Origin of the sequence: Pseudomonas syringae group sp. 26L6 (assembly GCF_032587815.1) — a bacterium.
In the GTDB taxonomy this organism is placed as follows: domain Bacteria; phylum Pseudomonadota; class Gammaproteobacteria; order Pseudomonadales; family Pseudomonadaceae; genus Aquipseudomonas; species Aquipseudomonas amygdali.
This window is the reverse complement of sequence record NZ_JAWHPJ010000041.1, coordinates 72,964-97,109: the sequence shown is the minus strand read 5'-3', so window position 1 is coordinate 97,109 and position 24,146 is coordinate 72,964. Positions and strand designations below refer to the sequence as shown.

Annotated in this window: 18 protein-coding genes; 12 read left to right on the top strand and 6 right to left on the bottom strand. The window is 60.3% G+C overall.

All coding sequences use genetic code 11. From position 1 onward, the window contains the following. Window positions 1-22 precede the first annotated feature (22 nt). The 8 genes from RYA97_RS18005 (at window position 23) to RYA97_RS17970 (ending at window position 10,210) form a co-directional block, all read left to right on the top strand. Entirely contained in the window at window positions 23-1,456 is a 1,434-nt protein-coding gene (locus RYA97_RS18005; protein ID WP_004663726.1) for a sigma-54-dependent transcriptional regulator, read from the top strand. Window positions 1,457-2,156: 700 nt separating this feature from the next. Continuing rightward, window positions 2,157-3,560: a polynucleotide adenylyltransferase PcnB gene (locus RYA97_RS18000; protein ID WP_117140388.1), complete on the top strand. Its 1,404-nt coding sequence runs from the start codon at window positions 2,157-2,159 to the stop codon at window positions 3,558-3,560. Next, a complete protein-coding gene (gene folK, locus RYA97_RS17995) occupies window positions 3,553-4,059 on the top strand; it encodes a 2-amino-4-hydroxy-6-hydroxymethyldihydropteridine diphosphokinase (RefSeq protein WP_016981151.1) in 507 nt (168 codons plus the stop codon). The genes RYA97_RS18000 and folK overlap by 8 nt, the downstream gene beginning before the upstream one ends. A gap of 228 nt (window positions 4,060-4,287) precedes the next feature. After that, on the top strand, window positions 4,288-5,088 hold the full coding sequence (gene panB, locus RYA97_RS17990) for a 3-methyl-2-oxobutanoate hydroxymethyltransferase (protein WP_005745516.1): 801 nt from the start codon (window positions 4,288-4,290) through the stop codon (window positions 5,086-5,088). Further along, a complete protein-coding gene (gene panC / locus RYA97_RS17985) occupies window positions 5,085-5,936 on the top strand; it encodes a pantoate--beta-alanine ligase (RefSeq protein ID WP_031596380.1) in 852 nt (283 codons plus the stop codon). The genes panB and panC overlap by 4 nt, the downstream gene beginning before the upstream one ends. Window positions 5,937-6,189: 253 nt before the next feature. Further along, on the top strand, window positions 6,190-7,854 hold the full coding sequence (pgi, locus tag RYA97_RS17980; RefSeq protein ID WP_117140389.1) for a glucose-6-phosphate isomerase: 1,665 nt from the start codon (window positions 6,190-6,192) through the stop codon (window positions 7,852-7,854). Between the two features lie 211 nt (window positions 7,855-8,065). Continuing rightward, a complete protein-coding gene (locus tag RYA97_RS17975) occupies window positions 8,066-8,935 on the top strand; it encodes an oxygenase MpaB family protein (protein ID WP_117140391.1) in 870 nt (289 codons plus the stop codon). A 96-nt stretch (window positions 8,936-9,031) separates the two neighbouring features. Next, a complete protein-coding gene (locus tag RYA97_RS17970; RefSeq protein ID WP_117140483.1) occupies window positions 9,032-10,210 on the top strand; it encodes an acetyl-CoA C-acetyltransferase in 1,179 nt (392 codons plus the stop codon). Window positions 10,211-10,228: 18 nt separating this feature from the next. Here RYA97_RS17970 and RYA97_RS17965 read toward each other — a convergent pair whose 3' ends face one another. Genes RYA97_RS17965 through ptsP form a run of 3 tightly spaced genes read right to left on the bottom strand, consistent with a single transcriptional unit; the run spans window position 10,229 to window position 15,792 of the window. After that, a complete protein-coding gene (locus RYA97_RS17965) occupies window positions 10,229-11,971 on the bottom strand; it encodes a PTS fructose-like transporter subunit IIB (RefSeq protein ID WP_117140392.1) in 1,743 nt (580 codons plus the stop codon). A gap of 12 nt (window positions 11,972-11,983) precedes the next feature. Continuing rightward, the gene (gene pfkB, locus RYA97_RS17960) at window positions 11,984-12,925 is read right to left on the bottom strand and encodes a 1-phosphofructokinase (protein ID WP_005745508.1); all 942 of its coding nucleotides are present in this window, start codon (window positions 12,923-12,925) and stop codon (window positions 11,984-11,986) included. After that, a complete protein-coding gene (ptsP, locus tag RYA97_RS17955; protein ID WP_316892814.1) occupies window positions 12,925-15,792 on the bottom strand; it encodes a phosphoenolpyruvate--protein phosphotransferase in 2,868 nt (955 codons plus the stop codon). Before ptsP ends, pfkB begins: the two co-directional genes overlap by 1 nt. A gap of 354 nt (window positions 15,793-16,146) precedes the next feature. Between ptsP and cra the strand changes: the two genes are divergently transcribed. Both cra and RYA97_RS17945 read left to right on the top strand, forming a co-directional pair. Next, window positions 16,147-17,142, top strand: coding sequence for a catabolite repressor/activator (gene cra / locus RYA97_RS17950; protein WP_004658635.1), 996 nt, complete (start codon window positions 16,147-16,149; stop codon window positions 17,140-17,142). Then, window positions 17,139-17,939, top strand: a complete 801-nt coding sequence (locus tag RYA97_RS17945; protein ID WP_005782730.1) for a TatD family hydrolase — start codon at window positions 17,139-17,141, stop codon at window positions 17,937-17,939. The genes cra and RYA97_RS17945 overlap by 4 nt, the downstream gene beginning before the upstream one ends. A 34-nt stretch (window positions 17,940-17,973) precedes the next feature. Here the strand turns inward: RYA97_RS17945 and ampE are convergent, their stop codons facing one another. The 3 genes from ampE to RYA97_RS17930 all read right to left on the bottom strand — a co-directional run bounded on the left by ampE (window position 17,974) and on the right by RYA97_RS17930 (window position 21,808). Then, on the bottom strand, window positions 17,974-18,810 hold the full coding sequence (gene ampE / locus RYA97_RS17940; RefSeq protein WP_010196296.1) for a regulatory signaling modulator protein AmpE: 837 nt from the start codon (window positions 18,808-18,810) through the stop codon (window positions 17,974-17,976). Window positions 18,811-18,825: 15 nt separating this feature from the next. Continuing rightward, entirely contained in the window at window positions 18,826-19,374 is a 549-nt protein-coding gene (gene ampD / locus RYA97_RS17935) for a 1,6-anhydro-N-acetylmuramyl-L-alanine amidase AmpD (protein WP_004658638.1), read from the bottom strand. Between the two features lie 181 nt (window positions 19,375-19,555). Then, complete coding sequence (locus RYA97_RS17930) at window positions 19,556-21,808, bottom strand: DUF1631 domain-containing protein (RefSeq protein ID WP_010196293.1); 2,253 nt, start codon at window positions 21,806-21,808, stop codon at window positions 19,556-19,558. 351 nt (window positions 21,809-22,159) lie between these two features. Between RYA97_RS17930 and nadC the strand changes: the two genes are divergently transcribed. Together nadC and RYA97_RS17920 are read left to right on the top strand one after the other, a co-directional pair. Continuing rightward, the gene (nadC, locus tag RYA97_RS17925; protein WP_002552042.1) at window positions 22,160-23,008 is read left to right on the top strand and encodes a carboxylating nicotinate-nucleotide diphosphorylase; all 849 of its coding nucleotides are present in this window, start codon (window positions 22,160-22,162) and stop codon (window positions 23,006-23,008) included. A gap of 57 nt (window positions 23,009-23,065) precedes the next feature. After that, window positions 23,066-24,142, top strand: coding sequence for a TIGR00266 family protein (locus RYA97_RS17920; RefSeq protein WP_004667371.1), 1,077 nt, complete (start codon window positions 23,066-23,068; stop codon window positions 24,140-24,142). Window positions 24,143-24,146 lie beyond the last annotated feature (4 nt).

The window sequence follows — 24,146 nt, the reverse complement described above, 5'->3', positions numbered from 1 at the left end:
GACCGTCGAGAGAACTGAATCAATGCCGCATATTTTGATCGTCGAAGACGAAACGATTATCCGCTCAGCCCTGCGTCGCCTGCTTGAACGCAATCAGTATGAAGTCAGTGAAGCCGGCTCCGTTCAGGAAGCTCAGGAGCGCTTCAGCATTCCGTCTTTTGATCTGATCGTCAGCGACCTGCGCCTGCCAGGCGCGCCGGGTACCGAACTGATCAAGCTCGGCGAAGGCAAACCGGTGCTGATCATGACCAGTTACGCCAGCCTGCGCTCAGCGGTCGATTCGATGAAGATGGGGGCAGTGGATTACATCGCCAAACCCTTCGATCACGATGAAATGCTGCAGGCAGTCTCGCGAATCCTGCGTGATCGCCAGACGGTCAAGGGGCTTCAGGACGAGCGTAACGCCCTTGCCAAGGCTAACGGTGCTGAAAAAGGCCCGGCACAGAATAATAATGGCGAGATAGGCATTATCGGTTCTTGCCCGCCCATGCTGGATCTCTACAGCAAGATCCGCAAAGTGGCACCGACCGATTCCAATGTCCTGGTTCAGGGCGAGTCGGGCACCGGTAAAGAACTGGTCGCCCGCGCCCTGCACAACCTGTCACGCCGTGCCAAGGCGCCGATGATTTCGGTCAACTGTGCGGCCATCCCTGAATCGCTGATCGAGTCTGAATTGTTCGGTCACGAGAAAGGCGCATTCACCGGTGCCAGTGCAGGTCGTGCTGGTCTGGTTGAAGCTGCTGACGGAGGCACGCTGTTTCTCGATGAAATCGGCGAGCTGCCTCTGGAAGCCCAGGCACGCCTGCTGCGCGTTTTGCAGGAAGGCGAGATTCGTCGTGTCGGCTCGGTGCAATCGCAAAAGGTCGACGTACGCCTGATTGCCGCAACCCACCGCGACCTCAAGACACTGGCCAAAAATGGCGAGTTTCGTGAAGACCTGTTCTACCGCCTGCACGTCATCGCCCTGAAACTCCCCGCCCTGCGCGAGCGTGGCAGCGACATTCTGGAAATCGCCCGTGCGTTTCTGGTACGTCAGAGCGCCAAGGTCGGTCGCGACGACCTGAAGTTTTCCCCCGACGCCGAACAAGCCATTCGCCATTACAGTTGGCCAGGCAACGTACGCGAACTGGAAAATGCGGTGGAGCGCTCGGTGATCCTGTGCGAAAACCCGGAAATCACCGCAGACCTGCTGGGCATCGACATCGAGCTCGACGGTCTGGATGACGACGAGTACATGGGCATGGCACCGCTGCCGGGGTCTTCCAGCTCGACGGGCAATGAGCCAGCCGAAGACCTGTCGCTTGAGGACTATTTCCAGCACTTCGTTCTGGAGCATCAGGACCACATGACTGAAACCGAACTGGCGCGCAAACTGGGCGTCAGCCGCAAGTGTCTGTGGGAACGTCGTCAGCGTCTGGGCATTCCGCGTCGCAAGGGCGTCGCCAACGAGACGTAAAAAGCGGCAAAAGGCTCTGGCACGCGGTGCGCAGAGCGGGTAGAAACTGTTACCGCAAACACTTCACGTAACAAAAGCCGGGTCTTACGGTAACGCAGACCCGGCTTTTTTATGCCAGCAACAACCGCCTTTCGCCCGCAAACGCCCGGTTTACGGGGCTTCGCAAAAGTTGGCACAGCTTCTGCTATATGCTTAGTACAAGAAAAACAACAAGCAGTACGACACCCATAATAAAAACAACACGAATCGACTCACGCATAACAAGAACAACACGGCGGAGGCGCAGCTAACTGATTCTTTTGGAGAGGAGTTGTATTTGGGGCTTGCCCCGCAACCAGGCCGAGAACAACAAAAACTACCCTTAGGTAGAGCCTGAACTGGTTGGATCGGATGATCATTGCAACGCAGCGACCAAAGCAATCCGTTTGCTCTTGACTCCCGATTGGGAGGTTTCACAGACGAAGGTCTCGTGAATGGGCACTCAACAAAAACAAGAAGCCCATACAGAAAACAATAATAAAGAGCACACACTTTGGGGGAGCTTCGGCTCCCCCAGTAGCTTCCCCAGCGTTAATACGCGCCATCGTTTGCCCTTCCGCGACAGCTTCCTACACCATCCCCCGACTAAATGCTAGAATCCCCGCCCATCATGCGGTCATTCCACGTTTTTGGCCGAATATTCCTTCAAACAGTGCATCCCATGCTGAAGAAGTTGTTCCAGTCATTTCGTTCCCCACTGCGCAAACCGCAGCAACATACGCGTACCACGCCTGAAGTGCTCAATAGCAGCCAGCATTCGCTGCAACGCAGCCAGTTCAGCCGTTATGCCGTTAATATCGTCGAGCGCCTGCAGAACGCCGGCTACCAGGCCTATCTGGTCGGCGGCTGCGTACGCGACATGATGCTCAATATCACGCCCAAGGATTTCGACGTCGCCACCAGCGCCACGCCGGAACAAGTGCGTGCCGAATTCCGTAATGCGCGAATCATTGGCCGCCGGTTCAAGCTGGTGCATATCCATTTCGGTCGTGAAATCATCGAAGTGGCGACCTTCCGCGCCAATCATCCCCAGGATGACAAAGAAGAGGACAGCAACCAGTCCTCGCGCAATGAAAGCGGGCGCATTCTGCGTGACAACGTGTACGGCACGCTTGAAGAGGACGCCCAGCGTCGCGACTTCACGATCAACGCGCTGTATTACGATCCGGTCAGCGAGCGTGTTCTGGATTACGCCAATGGCGTACACGACATTCGTAACCGTCTGATCCGCCTGATCGGCGACCCCGAGCAACGCTACAAGGAAGACCCGGTGCGCATGCTGCGTGCGGTGCGCTTTGCTGCCAAGCTGGACTTCGGCATCGAAAAGCACAGCGCCCAACCGATTCGCTCGCTGGCACCGATGCTGCGCGATATTCCGTCGGCACGCCTGTTCGAAGAAGTGCTCAAACTGTTCCTCTCCGGGCATGCTGCTCCCACCTTTGAAATGCTGGTGGACCTTGAACTGTTCGAACCGCTGTTCCCGGCCAGTTCCAAGGCGCTGGAATACAACCCGACCTACACCCATACACTGATCAGCAATGCCCTGATCAACACCGACCTGCGCATCAAGCAGAACAAACCGGTCACGCCGGCATTCCTGTTTGCCGCGCTGCTCTGGCCTGCCCTGCCGGCCAAGGTACTGCGCGCCCAGGAGCGCGGCATGCCGCCGATTGCAGCCATGCAGGAGGCCGCTCACGAACTGATTATCGAGCAATGCCAGCGCATCGCGATTCCAAAGCGCTTCACGCTGCCGATCCGCGAGATCTGGGATATGCAGGAGCGCCTGCCGCGCCGTTCGGGCAAACGTGCAGACCTGTTGCTGGACAACTCAAGGTTCCGTGCGGGTTACGATTTCCTCCTGTTGCGTGAAGCTGCGGGCGAGCAGACCGATGGTCTGGGCCAGTGGTGGACCGATTATCAGGACTGCAACGACAGCGAACGCCGCGACATGATTCGTGACCTGAGTAACAAGCCCGAAGCGGCGGGCGCAGCGCCACGCAAGCGTCGTCGTAACAGCGGTGCCAAACGCAAGCGCACCACCGGCGAGGCGCAAAGCGGTGAATGAACCGCTGTTGACCATTGAACGCGTTTACATCGGCCTGGGCAGCAATCTTGCTGACCCGGCCGAGCAACTGCGCAGTGCCCTCAAGGCAATGGCGCAACTACCCGATTGTGAACTGACCGGCGTGTCTTCGTTCTATGTCAGCGACTCGTTGCTGCCCGGCCAGCCGCGCTTTACCAACGCCGTCGCAGCACTCGACACTACCCTGACGCCACTGACCCTGCTTGACGCGCTACAGGCCATCGAGCTGGATCAGGGCCGCGAACGCCATGAACGCTGGGGGCCTCGCACGCTGGACCTCGACATTCTGCTGTTCGGCAATCGCCTGATCGATGAACCGCGCCTCAAGGTGCCGCATTACCATATGCAGGCGCGGGCATTCGTGCTGTACCCGCTGGCAGAGCTGGCCCCAGGCCTGACGCTGGCCGACGGACGCGAACTCGATCATCTACTCGAAGACTGCCCGTTTACGGGCCTTGAACGCCTGCCCGCCGAGGCGTAAAGCCTGTCTGTCACCGCACATGTGTAACCGGTCCGACGCACAGGTAACACCTTCAATTGACTTCATGCCCCCTCCTCACGAAGATAGGCCTCCCGCCGCCGCACCACAGGCGAACGGGCGCGAAACAGGCCTTTGCAAAACACCGCGACACGACGGTGTGCCTGCTTTTCCAGGATGACTCTCACGCGCTGAACACCCGTCTTCACAGCGCCTGATGGAGGACTTTACATGCCGAACATAACCGTTACGTCGCTGCTGGCCATGAAACAGAAAGGTGAGAAAATCACCATGCTGACCTGCTACGACGCAACCTTCGCACACACGGCCTCCCAGGCGGGTGTCGAAGTGCTGCTGATAGGCGACTCGCTGGGCATGGTCCTGCAGGGTCACGACAGCACCCTGCCCGTCACGACCGCCGAAACCGCGTACCACGTTGCCTGTGTGAAGCGCGGTAATCAGGGCGCGATGATTCTTGCTGACCTGCCGTTCATGGCCAACGCCACGCTGGAGCAAACCTTCATCAACAGCGCGACGCTGATGCAGGCAGGTGCGCACATGATCAAGGTCGAAGGCGCTGCATGGCTTGGCGAGTCGATCCGTTTGCTGGCAGAACGCGGCATCCCGGTGTGCGCACACATGGGCCTGACGCCGCAGGCAGTCAACGTACTGGGCGGCTATAAGGTTCAGGGTCGACTGGAAGCACAGGCACGGCAGATGCGTGCCGACGCGATCGCGCTGGAACAGGCGGGCGCAGCGATGATCCTGTTGGAGTGTGTGCCGAGCGAACTCGCCGAAGAAATCACCCAGGCGGTGAAAATTCCGGTCATCGGTATTGGCGCAGGCAGCGCTACCGACGGCCAGGTACTGGTGCTGCACGACATGCTGGGCCTGTCCATCAGCGGGCGCGTACCCAAATTCGTGAAAAACTTCATGACCGGTCAGCCCGATATCCAGTCGGCTATTCAGGCCTACGTGGCCGCGGTCAAAGACGTCAGCTTTCCAGCAACTGAACACGGATTCTCGGCATGAACACAGTAAAGACCGTACAGGAACTGCGCGCCGCCGTTGCGCGGGCACGCAGCGAAGGCAAGCGGATCGCGTTGACGCCGACCATGGGCAACCTGCACAGCGGCCACGCCGCACTGGTCGCCAAGGCGGCCCAACGTGCCGACTTCGTGGTCGCCACCATTTTCGTCAATCCGCTGCAGTTCGGCCCCAACGAAGACTTGGCCACTTACCCTCGCACCCTGGCGGCCGATCAGGAAAAACTTCTGCAGGCCGGGTGCAACCTGCTGTTCACCCCAAGCGTCGAGGAAATGTACCCGCACGGCATGGCCGATCAGACGCTGGTCAGCGTGCCACACCTGTCGCAAGGCCTGTGCGGTGCGAGCCGTCCCGGCCATTTCGAGGGCGTTGCTACGGTCGTCAGCAAGCTCTTCAACATGGTGCAGCCAGACCTGGCGATTTTCGGCGAAAAAGACTTCCAGCAGCTGGCGGTGATTCGCGCCATGGTCCGTGACCTGAACATGCCGATCCAGATCATCGGAGAACCTACCGTGCGTGCCGACGACGGTTTGGCGCTGTCTTCGCGTAACGGTTATCTGAATGAAGCTCAGCGCGCTGCGGCACCCGCGCTGTATCAGGCCATCCGCCAGACCGCCGACGCGATCAGCGCAGGCGAGCAGGATTTCGACGCACTGCTGACGAGCAAGAAGCAGCAACTGGAGGCAGCCGGTTTTCGTATCGATTATCTGGAAATACGTGACGCCACCAGCCTGCGTCCGACCACTGCCGAAAATCGCGACTTGGTCATCCTCGCCGCCGCATTCCTGGGTAAAACCCGCCTGATCGACAATCTGCACCTGACCAGAAGCTGACGGGATGCGCCGGGGCAATGAACTAAGCCACACCGGCAATGCCATACCGGTACAGGTTGCCTGAACCACAACCGACAGCATTTAAGCGCAAGCCCCGGTTTCTTGTGTGCGAAAAAGTACCGGGGTCGTGTAAGGCGAGGCGCAGACAAACGGGTACGCGAAGGGTAGTCTGCTATGTATAGCCCGTGAGAAAGCTTGCGACCTCGCCCCAAGAATATCCAAAGACAGAACCAGTTAAAGGAAACCCGCAGCGATGGCGTACTACCGCAATCCTTCCGATGTGACCGCTCTGCCCGCCTGGCAAGCGTTGAGCAAACACCGCCAGTCCATGCAGAATTTCAGCATGCGCGAAGCGTTCAATTCTGATCCGCAGCGCTTCAGCCAATTCACCCTCAGCAGCGCCGGCCTGTTTCTCGACTACTCCAAAAACCTGATCACCACCGAAACCCGTGATCTGTTGGTCAGCCTGGCGGGCGAAGTGAACCTCAAGGACGCGATCAAGGCTCAATACGAAGGCGAGCTGGTCAACTCATCCGAAGGTCGCCCGGCGCTGCACACCGCGCTGCGCCGGCCAGTCGGCGACAAGTTGAAGGTCAACGGCGTCGATGTTATGCCGGACGTACACCGCGTACTCAATCAGATGACCGAACTGGTCGGCCGAATTCACGACGGTCTGTGGCGCGGTTACACCGAAAAGCCGATCACCGACGTGGTGAACATCGGCATCGGCGGCTCGTTCCTCGGCCCGGAGCTGGTCTCCGAAGCGCTGGTGGCCTACGCGCACAAAGGTGTGCGTTGCCATTACCTGGCGAACATCGATGGCAGCGAGTTTCATGAACTGTCGATGAAAATTCGCGCCGAGACCACGCTGTTCATCGTCTCGTCGAAGTCCTTCAACACGCTGGAAACCCTGAAAAACGCTCAGGCTGCACGCGCTTGGTACCTGGCGCAGGGCGGCTCCGAAGTTGAACTGCATCGCCACTTCATCGCGGTTTCCAGCAACAACGCGGCGGCCGTAGCCTTCGGCATCCGTGAAGAAAACATCTTCCCGATGTGGGACTGGGTTGGCGGTCGCTATTCGCTGTGGTCGGCCATCGGCCTGCCTATCGCGCTGGCTATCGGCATGTCCAACTTCAAGGAACTGCTGTCCGGCGCCTATACGATGGACCAGCATTTCCAGAGCGCCCCTTTCGAACAGAACATGCCGGTGCTGCTGGCGCTGCTGGGTGTCTGGTACGGCAACTTCTGGAATGCGCAAAGCCACGCGATCCTGCCGTACGACCACTACCTGCGTAACATCACCAAACACCTGCAACAACTGGACATGGAGTCCAACGGCAAGAGCGTCCGTCAGGACGGTACGCCAACCGCCACCGACACCGGCCCGGTCATCTGGGGTGGCGTGGGTGCCAACGGTCAGCACGCTTATCACCAGTTGCTGCATCAAGGCACACAGATGATTCCAGCCGACTTCATTGTGCCGATCGTCAGCTTCAACCCGGTTGCCGACCATCACCAGTGGCTGTACGCGAACTGCCTGTCACAAAGCCAGGCTCTGATGATGGGCAAGACCCGCGCCGAAGCCGAAGCCGAGCTGCGCGAGAAGGGTATGAGCGAGGAAGAGGTGCAGAAACTGGCACCGCACAAGGTCATCCCCGGTAACCGTCCGAGCAACACCCTGGTGGTCGAACGCATCAGCCCTCGTCGTCTTGGCGCACTGGTGGCGATGTATGAGCACAAGGTGTTCGTGCAGAGCGTGATCTGGGGCACCAATGCCTTTGACCAATGGGGCGTGGAACTGGGCAAGGAGATGGGCAAGGCCGTGTACCAGCGTCTGACCGGCGGCACCGAAGAGCCGGCTGACGATGCATCGACCCAAGGGCTGATCAACTACTTCCGCGGCCGTCACCGCGGCTGATTTGTCCCTCTCATGGTTACGACCATCGTTCCCACGCTCTGCGTGGGAATGCCGTTCGTGACGCTCTGCGTCATAAAGAGGAAGCAAAGCGTCCAGAACTGCATGCCGACGCGGAGCGTCGGCACGATAGTCAGCCAGGCGATGAGCGCTCCGCGCTTCGAACGAGCTTCAGTCAGTTTTATCCACGCCCTCCCCGATGCACGAGCACGACATGGAATTCATCCGCACCCGCATCGAAACCCAGGTCATCAGCCTTACCGGCCTGGCCCTGGGCCAGCTGGATCTGGAGAACCCCAAGGGTGACCCCGGTCTGTTTGGTCCTCAGGCAGTGTGCTGGAAGGTACACGGCGACTTCACCAGCATGCTGGTCGGCGGCATCAGCGCCTTGATGTTGCAGGCTTTGCACCCGCTGGCACTGGCGGGCATCTGGGACCACTCCAACTTTCGTCAGGACATGCTCGGCCGCCTGCGGCGCACCGGGCAGTTTCTGTCCGGCACTACCTACGGCTCCACGCGAGATGCCAACTGGCTGATCGACAAGGTGCGCAACATTCATCTCAATATCGTCGGCACCGCGCCCGATGGCCGGCCGTATGCCGCCAGCGATCCGGATTTGCTGACCTGGGTGCATGTGGCCGAAGTCAGCAGCTTTCTCGCAGCCCACTTGCGCTACCTCAACCCGGATATGTCGCTCGCCGATCAGGACGCGTACTACGCTGAAACAGCGCTGGTTGCCGAACGGCTCGGGGCTCGTAATGTTCCGCGCTCCCGTCAGGCCATCGCTGATTATCTGGCAGACATTCGCGGGCAACTGGTATGTGACGAACGCAGTCACGAAGTGCTGCGCCTGCTGCTCGATGCCCCTGCGCCAAACTGGCTGGCCAAGCCTTTCGGTGTGTTGATGATGCGTGCCGGTATCGACTTGCTGCCGGACTGGGCCAGCGAAATGCTCGACATTACCCAGGGTCCCGTGCAGCGCCGGATAATCCGCCTGGGCGTCAACAACACCGCGCCCATTTTGCGTTGGGCCGTACGGGACGGATCAGCGCAACGTGCCAGACGCCGCATGGACGTTACGTAAAGGTTTTCGGCAAAACGTGACCGAGCGGTTCACGGTTGGAACCTGCCTGCCTATCTGTGCCACCATGAGCTCTCAATAACAATGAGGATCAGCACCATGCAGGACGTCGTTATCGTCGCCGCCACCCGTACCGCCGTCGGCAGTTTTCAGGGTTCTCTGGCTGCCATTGCTGCTGTAGATCTTGGCGCTGCAGTCATTCGTCAACTGCTGGTGCAGACCGGCGTGGACGGCGCGCAAGTCGATGAAGTCATCATGGGCCAGGTGCTGACCGCCGGCGCAGGCCAGAACCCGGCGCGGCAGGCCGCCATCAAGGCGGGCCTGCCCTTCTCGGTACCGGCCATGACCCTGAACAAAGTCTGCGGCTCGGGTCTCAAGGCACTGCACCTGGCGACCCAGGCGATTCGCTGCGGTGATGCCGAGGTCATCATTGCTGGCGGCCAGGAAAACATGAGCCTGTCCAACTACGTACTACCGGGCGCACGCACCGGTTTGCGCATGGGCCACACCAGCATGGTCGACACCATGATCACTGATGGTCTGTGGGATGCATTCAATGACTACCACATGGGCATCACCGCCGAGAACCTGGCGCAGCAGTACGACATCAGCCGTGAAGCCCAGGATCAGTTCGCTGCCCTGTCTCAGCAAAAAGCGATTGCGGCTATTGAAGGCGGGCGCTTCGTCGATGAGATCACCCCGATCCTGATCCCTCAGCGCAAGGGCGAGCCATTATCATTCGCCACTGACGAACAGCCCCGCGCGGGCACCACGGCCGAAACACTCGGCAAACTCAAACCTGCGTTCAAGAAGGACGGCACCGTCAGCGCTGGTAATGCGTCTTCGCTCAACGACGGTGCCGCCGCCGTGATGCTGATGAGCGCGGCCAAAGCCGAGCAGTTGGGCCTGCCAGTGCTGGCGCGCGTCGCCGCGTACGCCAACGCAGGTGTCGACCCGGCCATCATGGGCATCGGCCCGGTCAGTGCAACCCGGCGCTGCCTGGACAAGGCTGGCTGGACGCTGGACGAGCTGGACCTGATCGAAGCCAACGAAGCCTTTGCCGCACAGTCGCTGTCGGTCGGCAAGGAACTGGGGCTGGACCCGCAAAAGCTCAACGTCAATGGTGGCGCCATCGCCCTTGGCCACCCGATTGGCGCGTCGGGCTGCCGCGTGCTGGTGACGTTGCTGCACGAGATGATCAGGCGCGATGCGAAGAAGGGCCTGGCCACGCTGTGCATCGGCGGTGGCCAGGGGGTTGCCCTCGCGCTGGCACGCTGAGGGCGCTTACTATCTTAATCAGGCGCCTGCGGGCGCCACTTCCATGTCCACCGGCTCTGGACGCTTGATCAGCGCGTAGACCACGCCGGTCAGCACGCTACCGGCGATAATCGCCAGCAGATACAACAGCGCATGGTTGATGGCGTTGGGGATCAGCATCACAAACAGGCCGCCGTGTGGCGCCATCAGTTTGCAGCCGAAGTACATCGACAATGCACCGGTCAGCGCGCCACCCACGACACTGGCCGGAATCACCCGCAACGGATCCTTGGCGGCAAACGGAATGGCGCCTTCGGAAATAAAGCACAGCCCCAGCACGAACGCCGCCTTGCCTGCCTCTCGCTCGCTCTGGGCAAACTTGCGACGGGCCAGAATCGTGGCGATACCCATACCGATGGGCGGCACCATACCGGCAGCCATGGCAGTGGCCATCGGCGCGTAGCTCTGGGACGCCAGCAGACCGACCGAGAACGCATAGGACGCCTTGTTGATCGGCCCGCCAAGGTCGACGCACATCATTGCACCCAGCACCACGCCCAGCAGAATGGCGTTGGTGGTACCCATGCTGTCGAGGAAGTGTGTCAACGCTTCCAGCATGCCCGCAACCGGCTTGCCGACCACGTAGATCATCACCAGACCGGTGAACAGGCTCGACAGCAACGGGATGATCAGAATCGGCTTGAGCGCTTCGACGCTGGCTGGCAGGCGTGCATAGCGGTTGATCGCCGCAGCGCTGTAACCGGCCAGAAAACCGGCAATGATACCGCCAATGAAGCCGGCACCCAGCGTACTCGCCAGCAGACCACCGATCATGCCAGGCGCAAGCCCCGGGCGATCAGCAATCGAATACGCGATGTAACCGGCCAGCAACGGCACCATGAGTTTGAACGCAGCTTCCCCGCCGATCTGCATCAAGGCTGCCGCCAGCGTGCCTTGCTCTTTGAACGCGGTAATGCCGAACACAAACGACAGGGCGATCAATAGACCGCCTGCCACCACCATCGGCAGCATGAACGAAACACCGGTCAGCAAGTGCTTGTACACACCCGCCTTTTCTTGCCTGGCAGGTGATTGGGCAGCAGCCTCGTCGGACTCGACCTGGCCTTCTGCCAAGGCTTTTTTCAACGTTGCTTCGGACTGCTTGAGCGCGATCCCGGTGCCACAACGGTAGATTTTCTTGCCGGCAAAACGATCAGTATTGACTTCGATATCTGCCGCCAGCAGCACCACGTCAGCCTCGGCAATGGCCTTGGCGCTGAGCGGGTTGCGCGCGCCGACCGAGCCCTGGGTTTCGACTTGCAGGTCGTAATTCAGACGCTTGGCTGCTTGCTGGATGGCTTCGGCGGCCATGAACGTGTGCGCAACCCCGGTCGGGCAGGCGGTGATCGCAACAATGCGCGGCTGCGCACCGGAGCTATCGGTTGCTTGAGGGGTGACCGCCTCAGACGCCGCATGCACCTGCGCCTCTCGCTCGGCGCGTTGCAGAAAACCGTCGACGTCCTGCAACGCATGGGCAGGCGAATCCTGAAAAAGACGTTTGCCGACAAAGCGGCCCAAATCCACAGGACCGGTATTGACCACCAGAACGAGGTCGGCGGCTTCGATGTCCTGAGCGGACAACTGCTGGTCCGACTTGTTGGGATCGATGATTTCGACGCTGGTTTCCCAGCCCTGGCGCAATGCCGCCGCTTCAAGCAATCGTGCGCTGAGTACGCTGCTGACCTTGCCGTTCGGGCAGGCCGTAACTATGGCTAACTTCATGACGATCCTCTCTTATTGTTCTGAAAGGCTGCGTACAGTGACGCCGCCTTCAAGCCGTTTGAGTTGCGCGGCATCGGTGATACCGAAACCGATCTGGGTCACTGCCATAGCGGCAATCGCTGTGGCAGTGCGCAAGGTCTTCTGCGGCTCTTGACCGGTGATCAAGCCGTGCACCATGCCTGCCAGCAGCGAGTCACCCGCACCGACCGTGCTGGCCACCGTGACCTTGGGCGGCAGCGAGTGCAGCGCCACACTTGGACTGAACCAGTGCACGCCTTCAGAGCCCTGAGAGATCACCACATGCTCGATGCCCTGCGTGTGCAGGCGAGCAGCCACTTCGGCTTGCGCGGCGATGGAAATGATCGGTGCGTCGAGCGCATCGGCCAGTTCTTCGGTGTTGGGCTTGATCAGCCACGGCCCGGCGGTAAGACCGGCGCGCAGGGCCAGGCCGCTGCTGTCCAGCGCTACTTTCAGACCGAGGTCCTTGAGCATCACCAACAGTTTGTGCAGCCACTCCGGCGTGACACCACGCGGCAGGCTGCCAGCAACCACGACAACATCGAAACCTGATGCAATCTGTTGCACACGGGCGAACAGCGCTTGCTGTGCCTCTTCACTGACCTGCGGGCCAGGGCCGTTCAGGTCGGTGATGCGGCCACTGCCTTCGGCCAGCTTGATATTGCTGCGGGTTTCTCCCGGCACACGGACGAACTCGTCAACAAAGTTGCGACGTTCGAATAACGCCTCGAACGCTTGCTGGTTGTCGACACCGAGAAAACCGGCAACGGTCAGGTCGTGACCCAGGTCAGCCAGCACCTGCGCCACATTCAGGCCTTTGCCCGCTGCGTGAGTGAGCATTGCATTGCTGCGGTTGACCTGGCCCAGTTCCAGCTGGCCCAACTGCACAGTCAGGTCCAGCGCCGGGTTCATGGTCAGGGTAAGAATCTTAGCCATTACACAGCCTCCACAAGCGCGCGAACTTCGGCAGCGCTGCCCGCCGTCAGCGCATTTTGCGCCAGTTGTTGCGCGCTGCTCAGGGTCAGTTCACGCACGCACGCCTTGACCTCGCCAATGCTGCGCGCCGAGACACTCAATTCATCCACGCCCAGCCCGACCAGAATCGGCACCGCCAGCGGGTCGGCGGCCAGTTCGCCGCACACACCCACCCATTTGCCGTTGGCATGCGCAGCGCGCACGGTCATGTCGATCAGTTGCAGCACCGATGGGTGCAGGCCGTCAGCCTGGGCCGACAGCGTCGGGTGACCACGGTCGATGGCCATGGTGTATTGCGTCAGGTCATTGGTGCCGATGCTGAAGAAGTCCACTTCCTTCGCCAGCACCGGGGCAATCAGAGCCGCCGATGGCACTTCGATCATGATCCCCAGTTGCAGGTCGCTGACCGGAATCTCCTCGCGCAACCGCTCGGTCATTTCCCGCGCCTGACGCCACTCTTCAAGCGTGCCGATCATTGGGAACATGATGCGCAGCGGGCCGCTGTCTGCCGCGCGTAACAGGGCGCGCAGCTGGCTTTCCATGACATCCGGGCGTTGCAGGGTCAGGCGGATACCGCGTACGCCAAGGAACGGGTTTTCTTCTTTGGCGATCGGCCAGTAAGGCAGTGGTTTGTCGCCACCCACGTCCAGCGTACGCACCACCAGCGGACGGCCACCCAGATCAGTCAGCACGCGACGGTATTCAGCTTCCTGCGTGGCTTCATCGGGGGCCTGAGAATGCGCCATGAACAGCAGCTCGGTGCGTAGCAGGCCAACGCCTTCCGCGCCCTGCTCCACAGCCGCTGGCGTCCCGGTGCTGTCGCCGATATTGGCGAACACTTCGACGGCATGCCCATCACGCGTCACAGCAGGCTCCATACGCGCTGCCGCTGCGGCCTTGAGGCGCTCTTCGCGGGCATCACGGTCCTGAGCGGCGCGCTGCAGGGTTGCTTCGTCAGGTGCGACGGTGAGCCGCCCGCGCTGGCTGTCGAGCAGCAGCACGGTGCCTGGCTTGAGCAGCAACACCTCGTCACCAGCACCGACCAATGCGGGAATGCCTAACGCACGCGCCACGATGGCACTGTGCGCGGTCGCGCCGCCACGGGCGGTGAGGATGCCAGCGACCTGCGCCGGGTCCAGACGGGCTACGTCGGATGGGCCGACTTCGTCCATCACCAGAATGTAAGGTTCGTCCGGGGCCGCAACGGTTTCGACGCCGCAGATCTGCGCCAGCACGCGACGCCCCACATCACGCAGGTCGGCGGCACGCTCGGCCAGCAGTGCGTCCTGCAGTTGTTCCTGCTGAACGGCAGCGGTCTCGATGACCATGGCCCAGGCCGCAGCCGCACTTTCGTCGTTGTTGAGGCGCGCCTCGACTTCGTTGGTCAGTTCCGGGTCTTCGAGCATCTCCTGGTGGGTGATGAAGATTTCCCGGATGGCCTTGGACTTGCTGCGCTGAATGAGGTTTTCGATGTCGCTGCGGACTTCACCGATCGCCTTGTGCAGACGCTCGCGTTCGGCAGCCACAGACTCACCCTGCTGCGGATAATCAAAGCTTTGCAGCACCTGAACGTGGGCCGGGCCGATAGCAATGCCCGGCGAAGCAGGCACGGCCTGCAACACGCTGCCAGCAGCCGGGGCGTTGAGCGGCTTTGCTACAGCAGCAGGCGCTGGTGCAGCCTGAGCCTCTGAAGCAACGGGCAACGGTTCGACTTCTTCACCCAGGCCCTGCTCTACCGCGGCGATCAGGGCAGGCAACGCGTCGTTGGCAATCGTCGGTTCGGCAATGAACTCCAGCGTCTGACCACGGCGTGCGCCGAGGCTGAGCAGCTTGCTCAGGCTCTTGGCCGACACCGCAGATTCGCCGCTTTCCAGCACGCGCATACGGATCTCGCCGTCAAACTCTTTGGCCAGTTGCGCCAGTATCTTCGCCGGACGGGCGTGCAGGCCGTGGGCGTTGGCCAGCTGGACGCGCTGGGTCGGCCATTCGGCAGGCACTTCGCCGCCCAGCGCTTCCAGTACAACACGACTGTTGGTGGCGTGGCCCAACTCATGACCACGGCCTTCGATCAGCAACAGGCACAGACGCTCCAGCAGCGCCTGATGCGCCTCACCCAGACTGGCGAGACAGAACAGACCGGTCAGCGGCTGGCCCAGATAGCGGATAGGTTTGTCCGGCGTGACGAACGCCAGACCGGGACGCTTGACCGTTTGCTCGCTGTGCAGCCACCACAGGCCATCACCCAGCGACAACGCTTCAACCTGCTGCAGCACGGCAGCGAACCCGTTGCTCACGCAGTCGGCTTTGCGCAGCAGGCGTGCGCCGCGCCAGACCAGTTCTTCAAAATCGTCGGCCGATACGCCGAGGCTGATCATCTGTGCGTCGAGCGCCAGTTCCTGAGGTGCGCCCTGCAACAATTTGAGCAGGTCTTCCGGCGTCCTGGCTTCGCGCAGCGCCTGGCCCAGATCCTCTTCACCCAATGCGCGGGTCAGCAGTTGCAGCAGACGCAAGTGCTCATCGGACTTGGCCGCAATACCAATCGCCAGATAGACCATTTGCCCGTCGCCCCAGTCCACCCCTTCGGGGAACTGCATCAGACGCACACCGGTGGTAACCACCAGATCGCGGGTTTCGGGAGTGCCGTGCGGGATGGCGATGCCCTGACCGAGAAAGGTCGAGCCCTGCTGCTCACGGCTCATCAGCCCGGTGAGGTAGCCCTCGGCAACCAGTCCATCAGCGACCAGGTGGTCGGCAATCAGCTTAAGTGCGGCAGTTTTATCCACAGCCGACCGGGCCATGGATATTTGCTCCAGAGTGAGTTCGAGCATTGCCTTGACTCCTGTGCAGCGCCAAGGCGCCACCTGATTCTTGTTTTAATGACGATCACGTGATCGACAGCTTGGGGGGATGCAAGCGATGCTTGTCCGGACATCGTATCGGACATCACTTTCATCTCGATTGCAGCAGACAACAGGCGTGCTGAATCGTTTAATCTACAATTGCCCGGCACGTTACTCGATTCTGGGGATTCATTGAAGCCCAGTCGGTCTGATCACTGTGGGACACTTCCCAAAATACTTGAAGCACATGGGAATTTCCTACGGTCTGGTGTAAAGATCATCGTCATAGCAAAAATAATTCGACTGTCCAGAGCCACTTACCTGACTAAAGGAAATTTCGGGGTGAAACTGAGCGATATCGCACGTCTGGCAGGTGTTTCTGTCACTACGGCCAGTTACGTGATCAATGGCAAGGCCGAACAACAACGCATCAGCCCGGCAACGGTCGAGCGCGTCAAGGCAGTGGTCGAGCAGCACGACTTCCGGCCCAACCCGCAAGCGGCGGGCCTGCGCAGCCGTCATAGCAAAACGCTGGGCTTCATCCTGCCGGACCTGGAAAACCCCAGCTATGCGCGCATCGCCAAACTGCTTGAACAAGGCGCGCGCAGTCTCGGCTATCAACTGCTGATTGCCAGCTCCGATGACGACCCTGTCAGCGAACTGCAGCTCTTGCAGCTTTTCCGTGCGCGACGTTGCGATGCACTGCTGGTCGCCAGTTGCTTGCCACCTGATGACGACAGCTACCGCGACTTGCAGCTCAAGGGCATGCCGATCATCGCCATCGACCGGGAAATGAATCCCGAATTTTTCTGCTCGGTAGTCAGCGACGACCATGACGCAAGCCTGCAACTGACTCGCAGCCTCTTGCAAACCCGACCGCGACACATCGCCCTGATAGGAGCACGCCCTGAGCTGAGCATCAGTCGCGCACGTGCCGCAGGCTTCGAACATGCACTCGACGGCTTTACCGGGGCCACCATCATCGAGCACGGCGAAGCGTTCAGCCGTCAGTGTGGCCAGCGTTTGATGACCGAGATGCTACAGCGTGAGGGGCATTTTCCCGATGCGCTGATCACCACGTCCTATGTGCTGCTGCAGGGCGTGTTCGATGTGCTGCAAAGTCAGGCACTGCAATCGACTCAATTGCATCTGGGCACCTTTGGCGATACACAACTGCTGGACTTCCTGCCGTTGCCCGTCAATGCCATGGCCCAGCAGCATCAGTTGATCGCCGACACGGCGCTGCGACTAGCCCTGGCCGCTATCGAGAAGGATACTTATCAGCCTGGTGTGCATGCCATTGCACGCGCCTTCAAGCAACGTATTCACGAGGTGTGAATGTGACGCTGATCGATACCCACACCCACCTGGACTTTGCGGACTTCGATGCCGACCGCGCCCAGGTCCTGGATAGCTGCCTGTCACTCGGCGTGCAGCGCATCGTGGTGCTTGGGGTGTATCAGCGCAACTGGCAGCGGCTGTGGGAGCTGACCGAAGCAAACCCTGCCCTGCACGCAGCTTTCGGGCTGCATCCGGTGTACATTGATGAGCACCGGACCGAACATCTGAACGAGCTGGCGGACTGGCTGACGCGTCTACAAGGCCATCCGCAGCTGTGTGCAGTGGGCGAGATCGGTCTGGATTATTACGTCGAGCATCCGGACAAGCCACGTCAGCAGGAGCTCTTTGAAGCACAACTGCAATTGGCATCAGACTTCAACCTGCCCGCCCTGCTGCATGTGCGCCGCAGCCACGCTGACGTAATTGCCGCCCTCAAACGCCACAAACTCAAACGCAGCGGCATTGTTCACGCCTTTGCAGGTAGTCGTGAAGAGGCGCGTGAATACATAAAGCTGGGTTTCAAGCTGGGCCTCGGCGGCGCAGCGACATGGCCGCAGGCGCTGCGCATGCATCGTGTCATCGCCGAGCTGCCGCTGGACAGCGTCGTGCTGGAAACCGACTCACCGGACATGGCACCTGCCATGCACCCCTACACGCGCAACAGCCCGCAGCACTTGCCTGACATTTGCCAAGCGCTCGCCGACCTGATGAAGATCCCCTCTGAGCGCCTGGCCCAGGCTAGCACCGAGAATGCCTGCGAGCTGTTCGGCTGGCCTCGTACGGCCAGCGCATAAGTCAAAATCGTTGGGTCAAAACTGCCGAGCCGAATCAGCGCAACAGAGTCCACAACGCAAATCCTGCGTACCAGACAATTGCAGCACGAACCAGCAGCTCCCAGAGCATGTCGAGACCGGTGACACCTTGCGGACCGATCACCGGCGGCGGCACCTCGCTGGCAGCGCAACCCACACGCGTAATCAGCTGTGCGGCGCTGATGTTCCAGTTGAGCAGTTCGTGCAACATCACGCGGCTCACAGCTACAAAGTTGCCGACCAGCGCAAAGCTTGCGGCGAGCAGCCTGACCGGCACCCATTCAAAGGCGTGGCGCAGTTGCCCTGCCCGCTCTACCAGTGCAGGTGTCGTGCCCTGTTCAGCGGCAAGCGCCAACAGCCTGTAGGCCAATGCCGCTACCGGGCCGAGCACGAAATACCAGAAGATCACGGCGAAGAAACTCTGAAACGCCTGCCAGAGCATGTAGCCCTGCACGCCGTGCAGCAATTGCTCGCCGTTATCTGCCTGCACACCCATGTCGCGCCCGGCCACGTGCACCGCGGCCTGCGTATCACCACGCCTGCAGGCATCACGAAACGGCCCGAGTACCGCGATCAGGTCAACCCGACCCAGGCTGTAGATCAGCACCAGCAGGTGGATAGGCAGGACCAGCCAGCCATAAGCCACCGAGCCGATGATGGTCAGCGCCAGTTGCAGCAGCAGGACAGGCACTAGAACCAGCAGCGCCAGCATGACCCAGGGACGTGTCGCCGTCCGCGGGCTGGCTTCGAGCCTGGCCAGTTCCTTCAGCCAGGGCCCGTCACGCTGAACGCGCTGACGCAGAGCCGAAAACTTCTCGACAAGAACGGCCAGCAGTAGCACCAGAAAACTCATTGTTCGTCCCTCACATCAATCCAGCAAAGCCGCTTGGAACCTGGCCCAGTCAAAAAAGGGGCCAGGGTCAGTCTTGCGTCCCGGCGCTATGTCACTGTGACCGCAGATGCGCTCGGGGGTGATTGCCACGAAAGCCCGACGCAATTGACGCGTCAGCTCGATCAGAGCGTCGTACTGCGCCTCGGTGAACGGCTGCTCGTCAGTTCCTTCCAGCTCAATGCCGACAGAGAAGTCATTACAGCCCTCACGCCCTTGAAAACTGGAAACCCCCGCGTGCCACGCGCGATCAAGACAGGAGACGAACTGAATGACCTCGCCATCACGTTCAATCAGAAAATGCGCTGAAACGCGCAGATCGGCAATCCCCACAAAGTAGGGATGCTCGGTGCTATCGAGCTGGTTCTGAAAGAAAGCCTGCACTTTGCCGGTCTTGAATTGCGCAGGCGGCAGACTGATGTTGTGGATGACCAGCAGCGAGATTTCGCCTTCGGGTCGCGCATTGAAGTTGGGTGAAGGGCAATGCTGTACGCCATCGCACCAGCCGCTTGCGGAGTCCAGTTGCATGAGCGCTCCTTGAACGGGCGGATAAGTGGCGCTGATTATGCCCGCGACAGGAATGGATGTGGAGGTTTAGCCGTTGACCCGCGGTGTAGGAAACACGCTCTACACAGCAGGGATGTGTGACGCAGATCGTCGAACTGCATGCCAACGCGGAGCGTCGGCAAGACGGTCAATCAGATAACGATCAGGCGCCTTTGAGCTTGCGCAGGTTGCTGATGACCGATTCCAGTGCCCGGTCGAACAGCAGCGCATCATCGAGAATCCGCACGGCACCGCGCCGAAACTCGATGGCAAGACCGGTACGGGTCTTTTCCAGGACCTTCATGCCGGTTCGGTTGACGAACACATAGCGCCCGGTCGGCTCGACAATCGCGGTCAGTTTGCAGCGCAGCTTGTGCTCTTCATCTTCCTGAATCTCGACCCAGCAACCGACGCGCAATTTGTCGACCATCTGCAGACCGGCATCGTCGGCAGGCAGCTGCACAGTCGGCTCATTGAGCATCCGCTCTTCGGGTGTGACCAGAACGATTTCTTCAACAACGGCCATCATCGGCGGGCTTTCAACGAGCTGTGCGCCTGTCAACGACGTTTCACCACCTTGGGCATCACCGCCTTCCTGCAAGCGCGAGAAGTGCTGGAACGCCTGAACATGCAGAGATTCCAGCTGGCTGAAGAATTCACTGGTGGCAAACGGGTCGAACGCAGCGCTGGTCAGGCCATCGCGCAGGGACTTGAGCAGCCCGGGCACCAGATCAAGCAAGCGCTGCAGCGCCTGGGGGTCGTCATGTTGTTCGACGCTCCAGATCAGCTCATCCATGGTTGCCAGTCCGGCCTGCCATTCGCTGGACTCTTCGCCATGCTTGAGGCAGGTCAGCAGAAGCACCTTGCTCCAGGCCTCCTGCAGCAGACGCACAACCACCTCCGGCAATGTGCGGCCCAACAGGCGCTGATTCAACTCATGCTGCACCTGCTGCCGTGCCAGTTCGGCACGCGCGCGCCCCTCTTCGGCATCGCGGGTGCGCTGCTCAAGCAGCTCACTGCGACGACGTTCGTCACTGGTGAACGCCAGAAAATCCGCCAGCAATTCAGAGAAGATTGCCGGATCATCGACAAAGTCATTGAGCAGGCGCTGCACGATCTGCTCGACGCGTTGATAAAGCGAGTCGCGCTGATAGTCATCACGGCTGCCCCAACCCAGCGCGGCAGTGGCAATTTCGTTGAGCAGGCGGCGGGCCGGATGGCTGCCGCGGCTGAAAAAGCTTTTATCGAGCACAGCTACTTTAAGCATCGGAATCTGCAAGCGCCCGATCAGCGCACGCAATGAAGGCGTCAGGTTGCGATCATCAAGGATGAACTCGAAGAGCATGGCAATCAGGTTGATCACATCCTCGTCGCCGCCGCCAACAATCCTGGATTTGCCGGTTTTGACGTTGACTCGGGTCAGCAACTGTTCCAGCTGATTGCGCAGGTCAAAATCGTCTGCGGTGTCTTGAGACGGGACGTACTGCTGCAGGTGAGAAAGCAGGCGCAGCAGGTCCCTACTGGAAATCGGCCGAACCTCGGCATTGGGCTCATGACGCGGAGCAAGGTTGCCGCGAACCTGCAGCAACAATTCCTGCAGGGCAGAGAAAACCTCCTGCACCCCCTTGTCGAGCTTGTCGGCGGCTTCATTCAGCCCAGGATCGGACATCTCGGAGACGCGATTCCTGGGAGCCGCCCGATCAGACGATCGACGGGCCGGCAGTGCTTTCATGTCCGGCAACACACCCGTGGCAATCAGCAGTTGATTGGCTTCACTGTAAAGGTGGTCAGTATTGGCCAGGACGTATTTCTCGAACAGCTTGAGAATGATCAGCTTGACCTTGATCTCGACGCCAAGGCTACGTCCTGCATCGAGGAAAAACCGGCACAGCATTGCCGGACCCAACGGGTTGGCATCCTCGGCGATGGTTTGCGGAATCAGAACATTCAGGCGGGCAGTGAGCTGGCCCAGCGCGAGGCTGTCGCGGCTCATGACCTTGCTGACCATGGCATCCACCGCCACAGTCTTCTCGAGATCATCGTTATGCACCAGCGCCAGCTTATCGAACGACACGGCGGTGGGCAGCACGGGCTCGTGAATCTGATACTGGCCCAAAGCCAGAAAAGACTCATAAAACTTGTCGAGGAAGCCACGCTCGATACTTTTACGCTTGAGGCGCAGGTCGCGCATGGCTTCAAAGAAAATGTTCTGATCAGTATTGCTGCGGGCGCGGTCAGCCATTTCGAAGAGCGTATCGTCGGCGTTGTCGAACAGCGCCTGCAACGCATCCTTGAGCTGCTGGGCCGCCTTGTCGCGGACCTGCAACAACACAACAGGTAATCGGGCCAAAGGAGTACCGGCCCCCTGCGCGGGGAGCAGTTTGCTCAACGGCACTACTTTTTCGTCGTTCGGCATTACACCCCCTGACAGGAAACAACCTGAACCCCATCACAAACGTGGCTTGCTACCCTCGCACTGTGAAGCGACCCGCTTGGCCTTGCAAAACGTCAAAGTCATGACGTCAATTACAAGTCGGATTATCTTTCAAAACTTGTCATCAACGCCAGTGACACTTCTATGGTTGTCGTTGGAACTGTGACAAGGCACTCATATGCTGCGATAGACCGCGATATTCGCTTTCCATCGCAAACGAATTTGCCAAACCGACCAACTGCATGTTCTCAAGGCTGCACCTGAGCATCGCCGCAGGTGGGTTAGCGGTGTGCGGTGCCTTATACTCGGACGACTTTGCTACTGGAGCCCGCTATGCCGAATTTACGAATTGCCGACCTGACCGCCGAGATCGAAGCCAATGTGCGCCGCGCATTGCTTGAAGATGTCGGCAGCGGCGATATCACCGCCCAACTGATTCCGGCGGAACGGCTGGCCAAGGCCACCATCATTTCCCGCGATGCAGCGGTGATCGCCGGCACCGCATGGGTCGATACGGTCTTCCGCCAACTGGACCCTCGCGTGGCGGTGCACTGGCAGGTGACCGATGGCGACCGGGTCAGCCCGAATCAGGCGCTGTTTCACCTGGAAGGTCCGGCTCGCTCGCTGCTAACCGGCGAACGCAGCGCGCTCAATTTTCTGCAGATGCTTTCGGGTGTGGCCACGCGTGCACAGTACTTCGCAGACATGGTCTCGGGCACCCAGGTCAAATTGCTGGACACCCGCAAGACACTGCCGGGCCTGCGCCTGGCGCAAAAATACGCCGTCACCTGCGGTGGCTGTCATAACCATCGCATCGGTCTGTACGACGCGTTTCTGATCAAGGAAAACCATATCGCAGCCTGTGGCGGCATTGCCCAGGCGGTAGAGGCTGCACACCGGATTGCGCCGGGCAAGCCTGTGGAAGTCGAGGTGGAAAGTCTGAGTGAACTCAAGCAGGCGCTGGACGCAGGTGCCGATATCATCATGCTCGATGAGCTCAGCCTCGATGACATGCGCGAAGCCGTGCGGCTGACCGCAGGCCGCGCCCGTCTGGAAGCCAGCGGCGGCATCAATGACGACACCCTGCGGGTGATTGCCGAGACCGGTGTGGATTACATTTCCATTGGTGCGATGACCAAGGACGTGAAGGCCGTGGACCTGTCCATGCGCCTGAGCCTCTGATATCGCGCAAAAACGCGCGCACAAACGACTGTCACGATTCGCTCGGGAGTAGACGCTTTGGAACAATGGTTTGTGATGAATGCGGGCCGACAGCTTGGCCCGATGGATGCGGACGCTGCACGGCTGATTGCCCGTGAGTCACCCGGCGCATGGTGCTGGAAACAGGGCATGCCGGACTGGCAACCGATCTATCAGGTGGCGCAGGTGCGCGCTATGAAGAAGGACGGCGTGACACCTTTCCCGGACCCGACGCCAGACATGATCCAGCCGAAGCCGTCCGGGCTGCCCGCACAGGCGGCATCCACACCTGCGGCACCTGCACCTCCTGCCAAGCGTCCCTCATTCACGCCAGACCCGAACGCCTCGGGCGGCTATGGCCTGGCGCAGACCACCGATGGCGTGGACTTCAAGCTGTACGGTGCGGAAACGCAATTCGTCGAGCTGGAGCTTGATCCCGGCGAAAGCGCCGTCGCCGAAGCCGGGGCGATGATGTACAAGACCTGCGACGTGCAGATGGAAACCATCTTCGGCGACGGCAGTAACCAGTCTTCAGGGCTGCTGGGTTCGCTGTTCGGTGCAGGCAAGCGCATGCTGACCGGCGAAAGCCTGTTCACCACGGTGTTTTCGCAACAGGGTTCGGGCAAGGGGCGCGTGGCGTTTGCAGCGCCCTACCCTGGCACCATCCTGCCACTGAACCTGCGTGATTTCGGCGGCAAACTGATCTGCCAGAAGGACAGCTTTCTGGCCGGTGCCAAAGGTGTATCCATTGGTATCCAGTTTCAGAAAAAAATCCTCACTGGCCTGTTCGGTGGCGAAGGTTTCATTCTGCAAAAGCTGGAAGGCGACGGCTGGGTATTCGTGCACATGGGCGGCACAGTGCGCAAGATCGAGCTGGCGGCAGGTGAATCGCTGGATGTCGATACCGGATGTCTGGCGGCCATGACGCAGACAGTCGATTACGATATCCGCATGGTTGGTGGCGGCATCAAGTCGATGCTGTTCGGCGGCGAAGGCGTGTTTTTCGCCAGGCTGACCGGGCCTGGCACTGTGTGGCTGCAAAGCCTGCCCTTCTCACGACTGGCCGGGCGCATGCTGGCAGCAGGGCCTGCCGGGGTGGGCAGAAGCGAACGTTAACGTC

What these genes read in the sequence shown, in the direction of transcription:
- pfkB (WP_005745508.1), bottom strand. Translation starts at nt 12,925, where the DNA reads ATGGCTAAGATTCTTACCCTGACCATGAACCCGGCGCTGGACCTGACT.
- RYA97_RS17970 (WP_117140483.1), top strand. Translation starts at nt 9,032, where the DNA reads ATGCAGGACGTCGTTATCGTCGCCGCCACCCGTACCGCCGTCGGCAGT.
- panC (WP_031596380.1), top strand. Translation starts at nt 5,085, where the DNA reads ATGAACACAGTAAAGACCGTACAGGAACTGCGCGCCGCCGTTGCGCGG.
- RYA97_RS17975 (WP_117140391.1), top strand. Translation starts at nt 8,066, where the DNA reads ATGGAATTCATCCGCACCCGCATCGAAACCCAGGTCATCAGCCTTACC.
- nadC (WP_002552042.1), top strand. Translation starts at nt 22,160, where the DNA reads ATGCCGAATTTACGAATTGCCGACCTGACCGCCGAGATCGAAGCCAAT.
- ampE (WP_010196296.1), bottom strand. Translation starts at nt 18,810, where the DNA reads ATGAGTTTTCTGGTGCTACTGCTGGCCGTTCTTGTCGAGAAGTTTTCG.
- RYA97_RS18005 (WP_004663726.1), top strand. Translation starts at nt 23, where the DNA reads ATGCCGCATATTTTGATCGTCGAAGACGAAACGATTATCCGCTCAGCC.
- RYA97_RS17930 (WP_010196293.1), bottom strand. Translation starts at nt 21,808, where the DNA reads ATGCCGAACGACGAAAAAGTAGTGCCGTTGAGCAAACTGCTCCCCGCG.
- RYA97_RS17965 (WP_117140392.1), bottom strand. Translation starts at nt 11,971, where the DNA reads ATGAAGTTAGCCATAGTTACGGCCTGCCCGAACGGCAAGGTCAGCAGC.
- RYA97_RS18000 (WP_117140388.1), top strand. Translation starts at nt 2,157, where the DNA reads ATGCTGAAGAAGTTGTTCCAGTCATTTCGTTCCCCACTGCGCAAACCG.
- ampD (WP_004658638.1), bottom strand. Translation starts at nt 19,374, where the DNA reads ATGCAACTGGACTCCGCAAGCGGCTGGTGCGATGGCGTACAGCATTGC.
- panB (WP_005745516.1), top strand. Translation starts at nt 4,288, where the DNA reads ATGCCGAACATAACCGTTACGTCGCTGCTGGCCATGAAACAGAAAGGT.
- pgi (WP_117140389.1), top strand. Translation starts at nt 6,190, where the DNA reads ATGGCGTACTACCGCAATCCTTCCGATGTGACCGCTCTGCCCGCCTGG.
- ptsP (WP_316892814.1), bottom strand. Translation starts at nt 15,792, where the DNA reads ATGCTCGAACTCACTCTGGAGCAAATATCCATGGCCCGGTCGGCTGTG.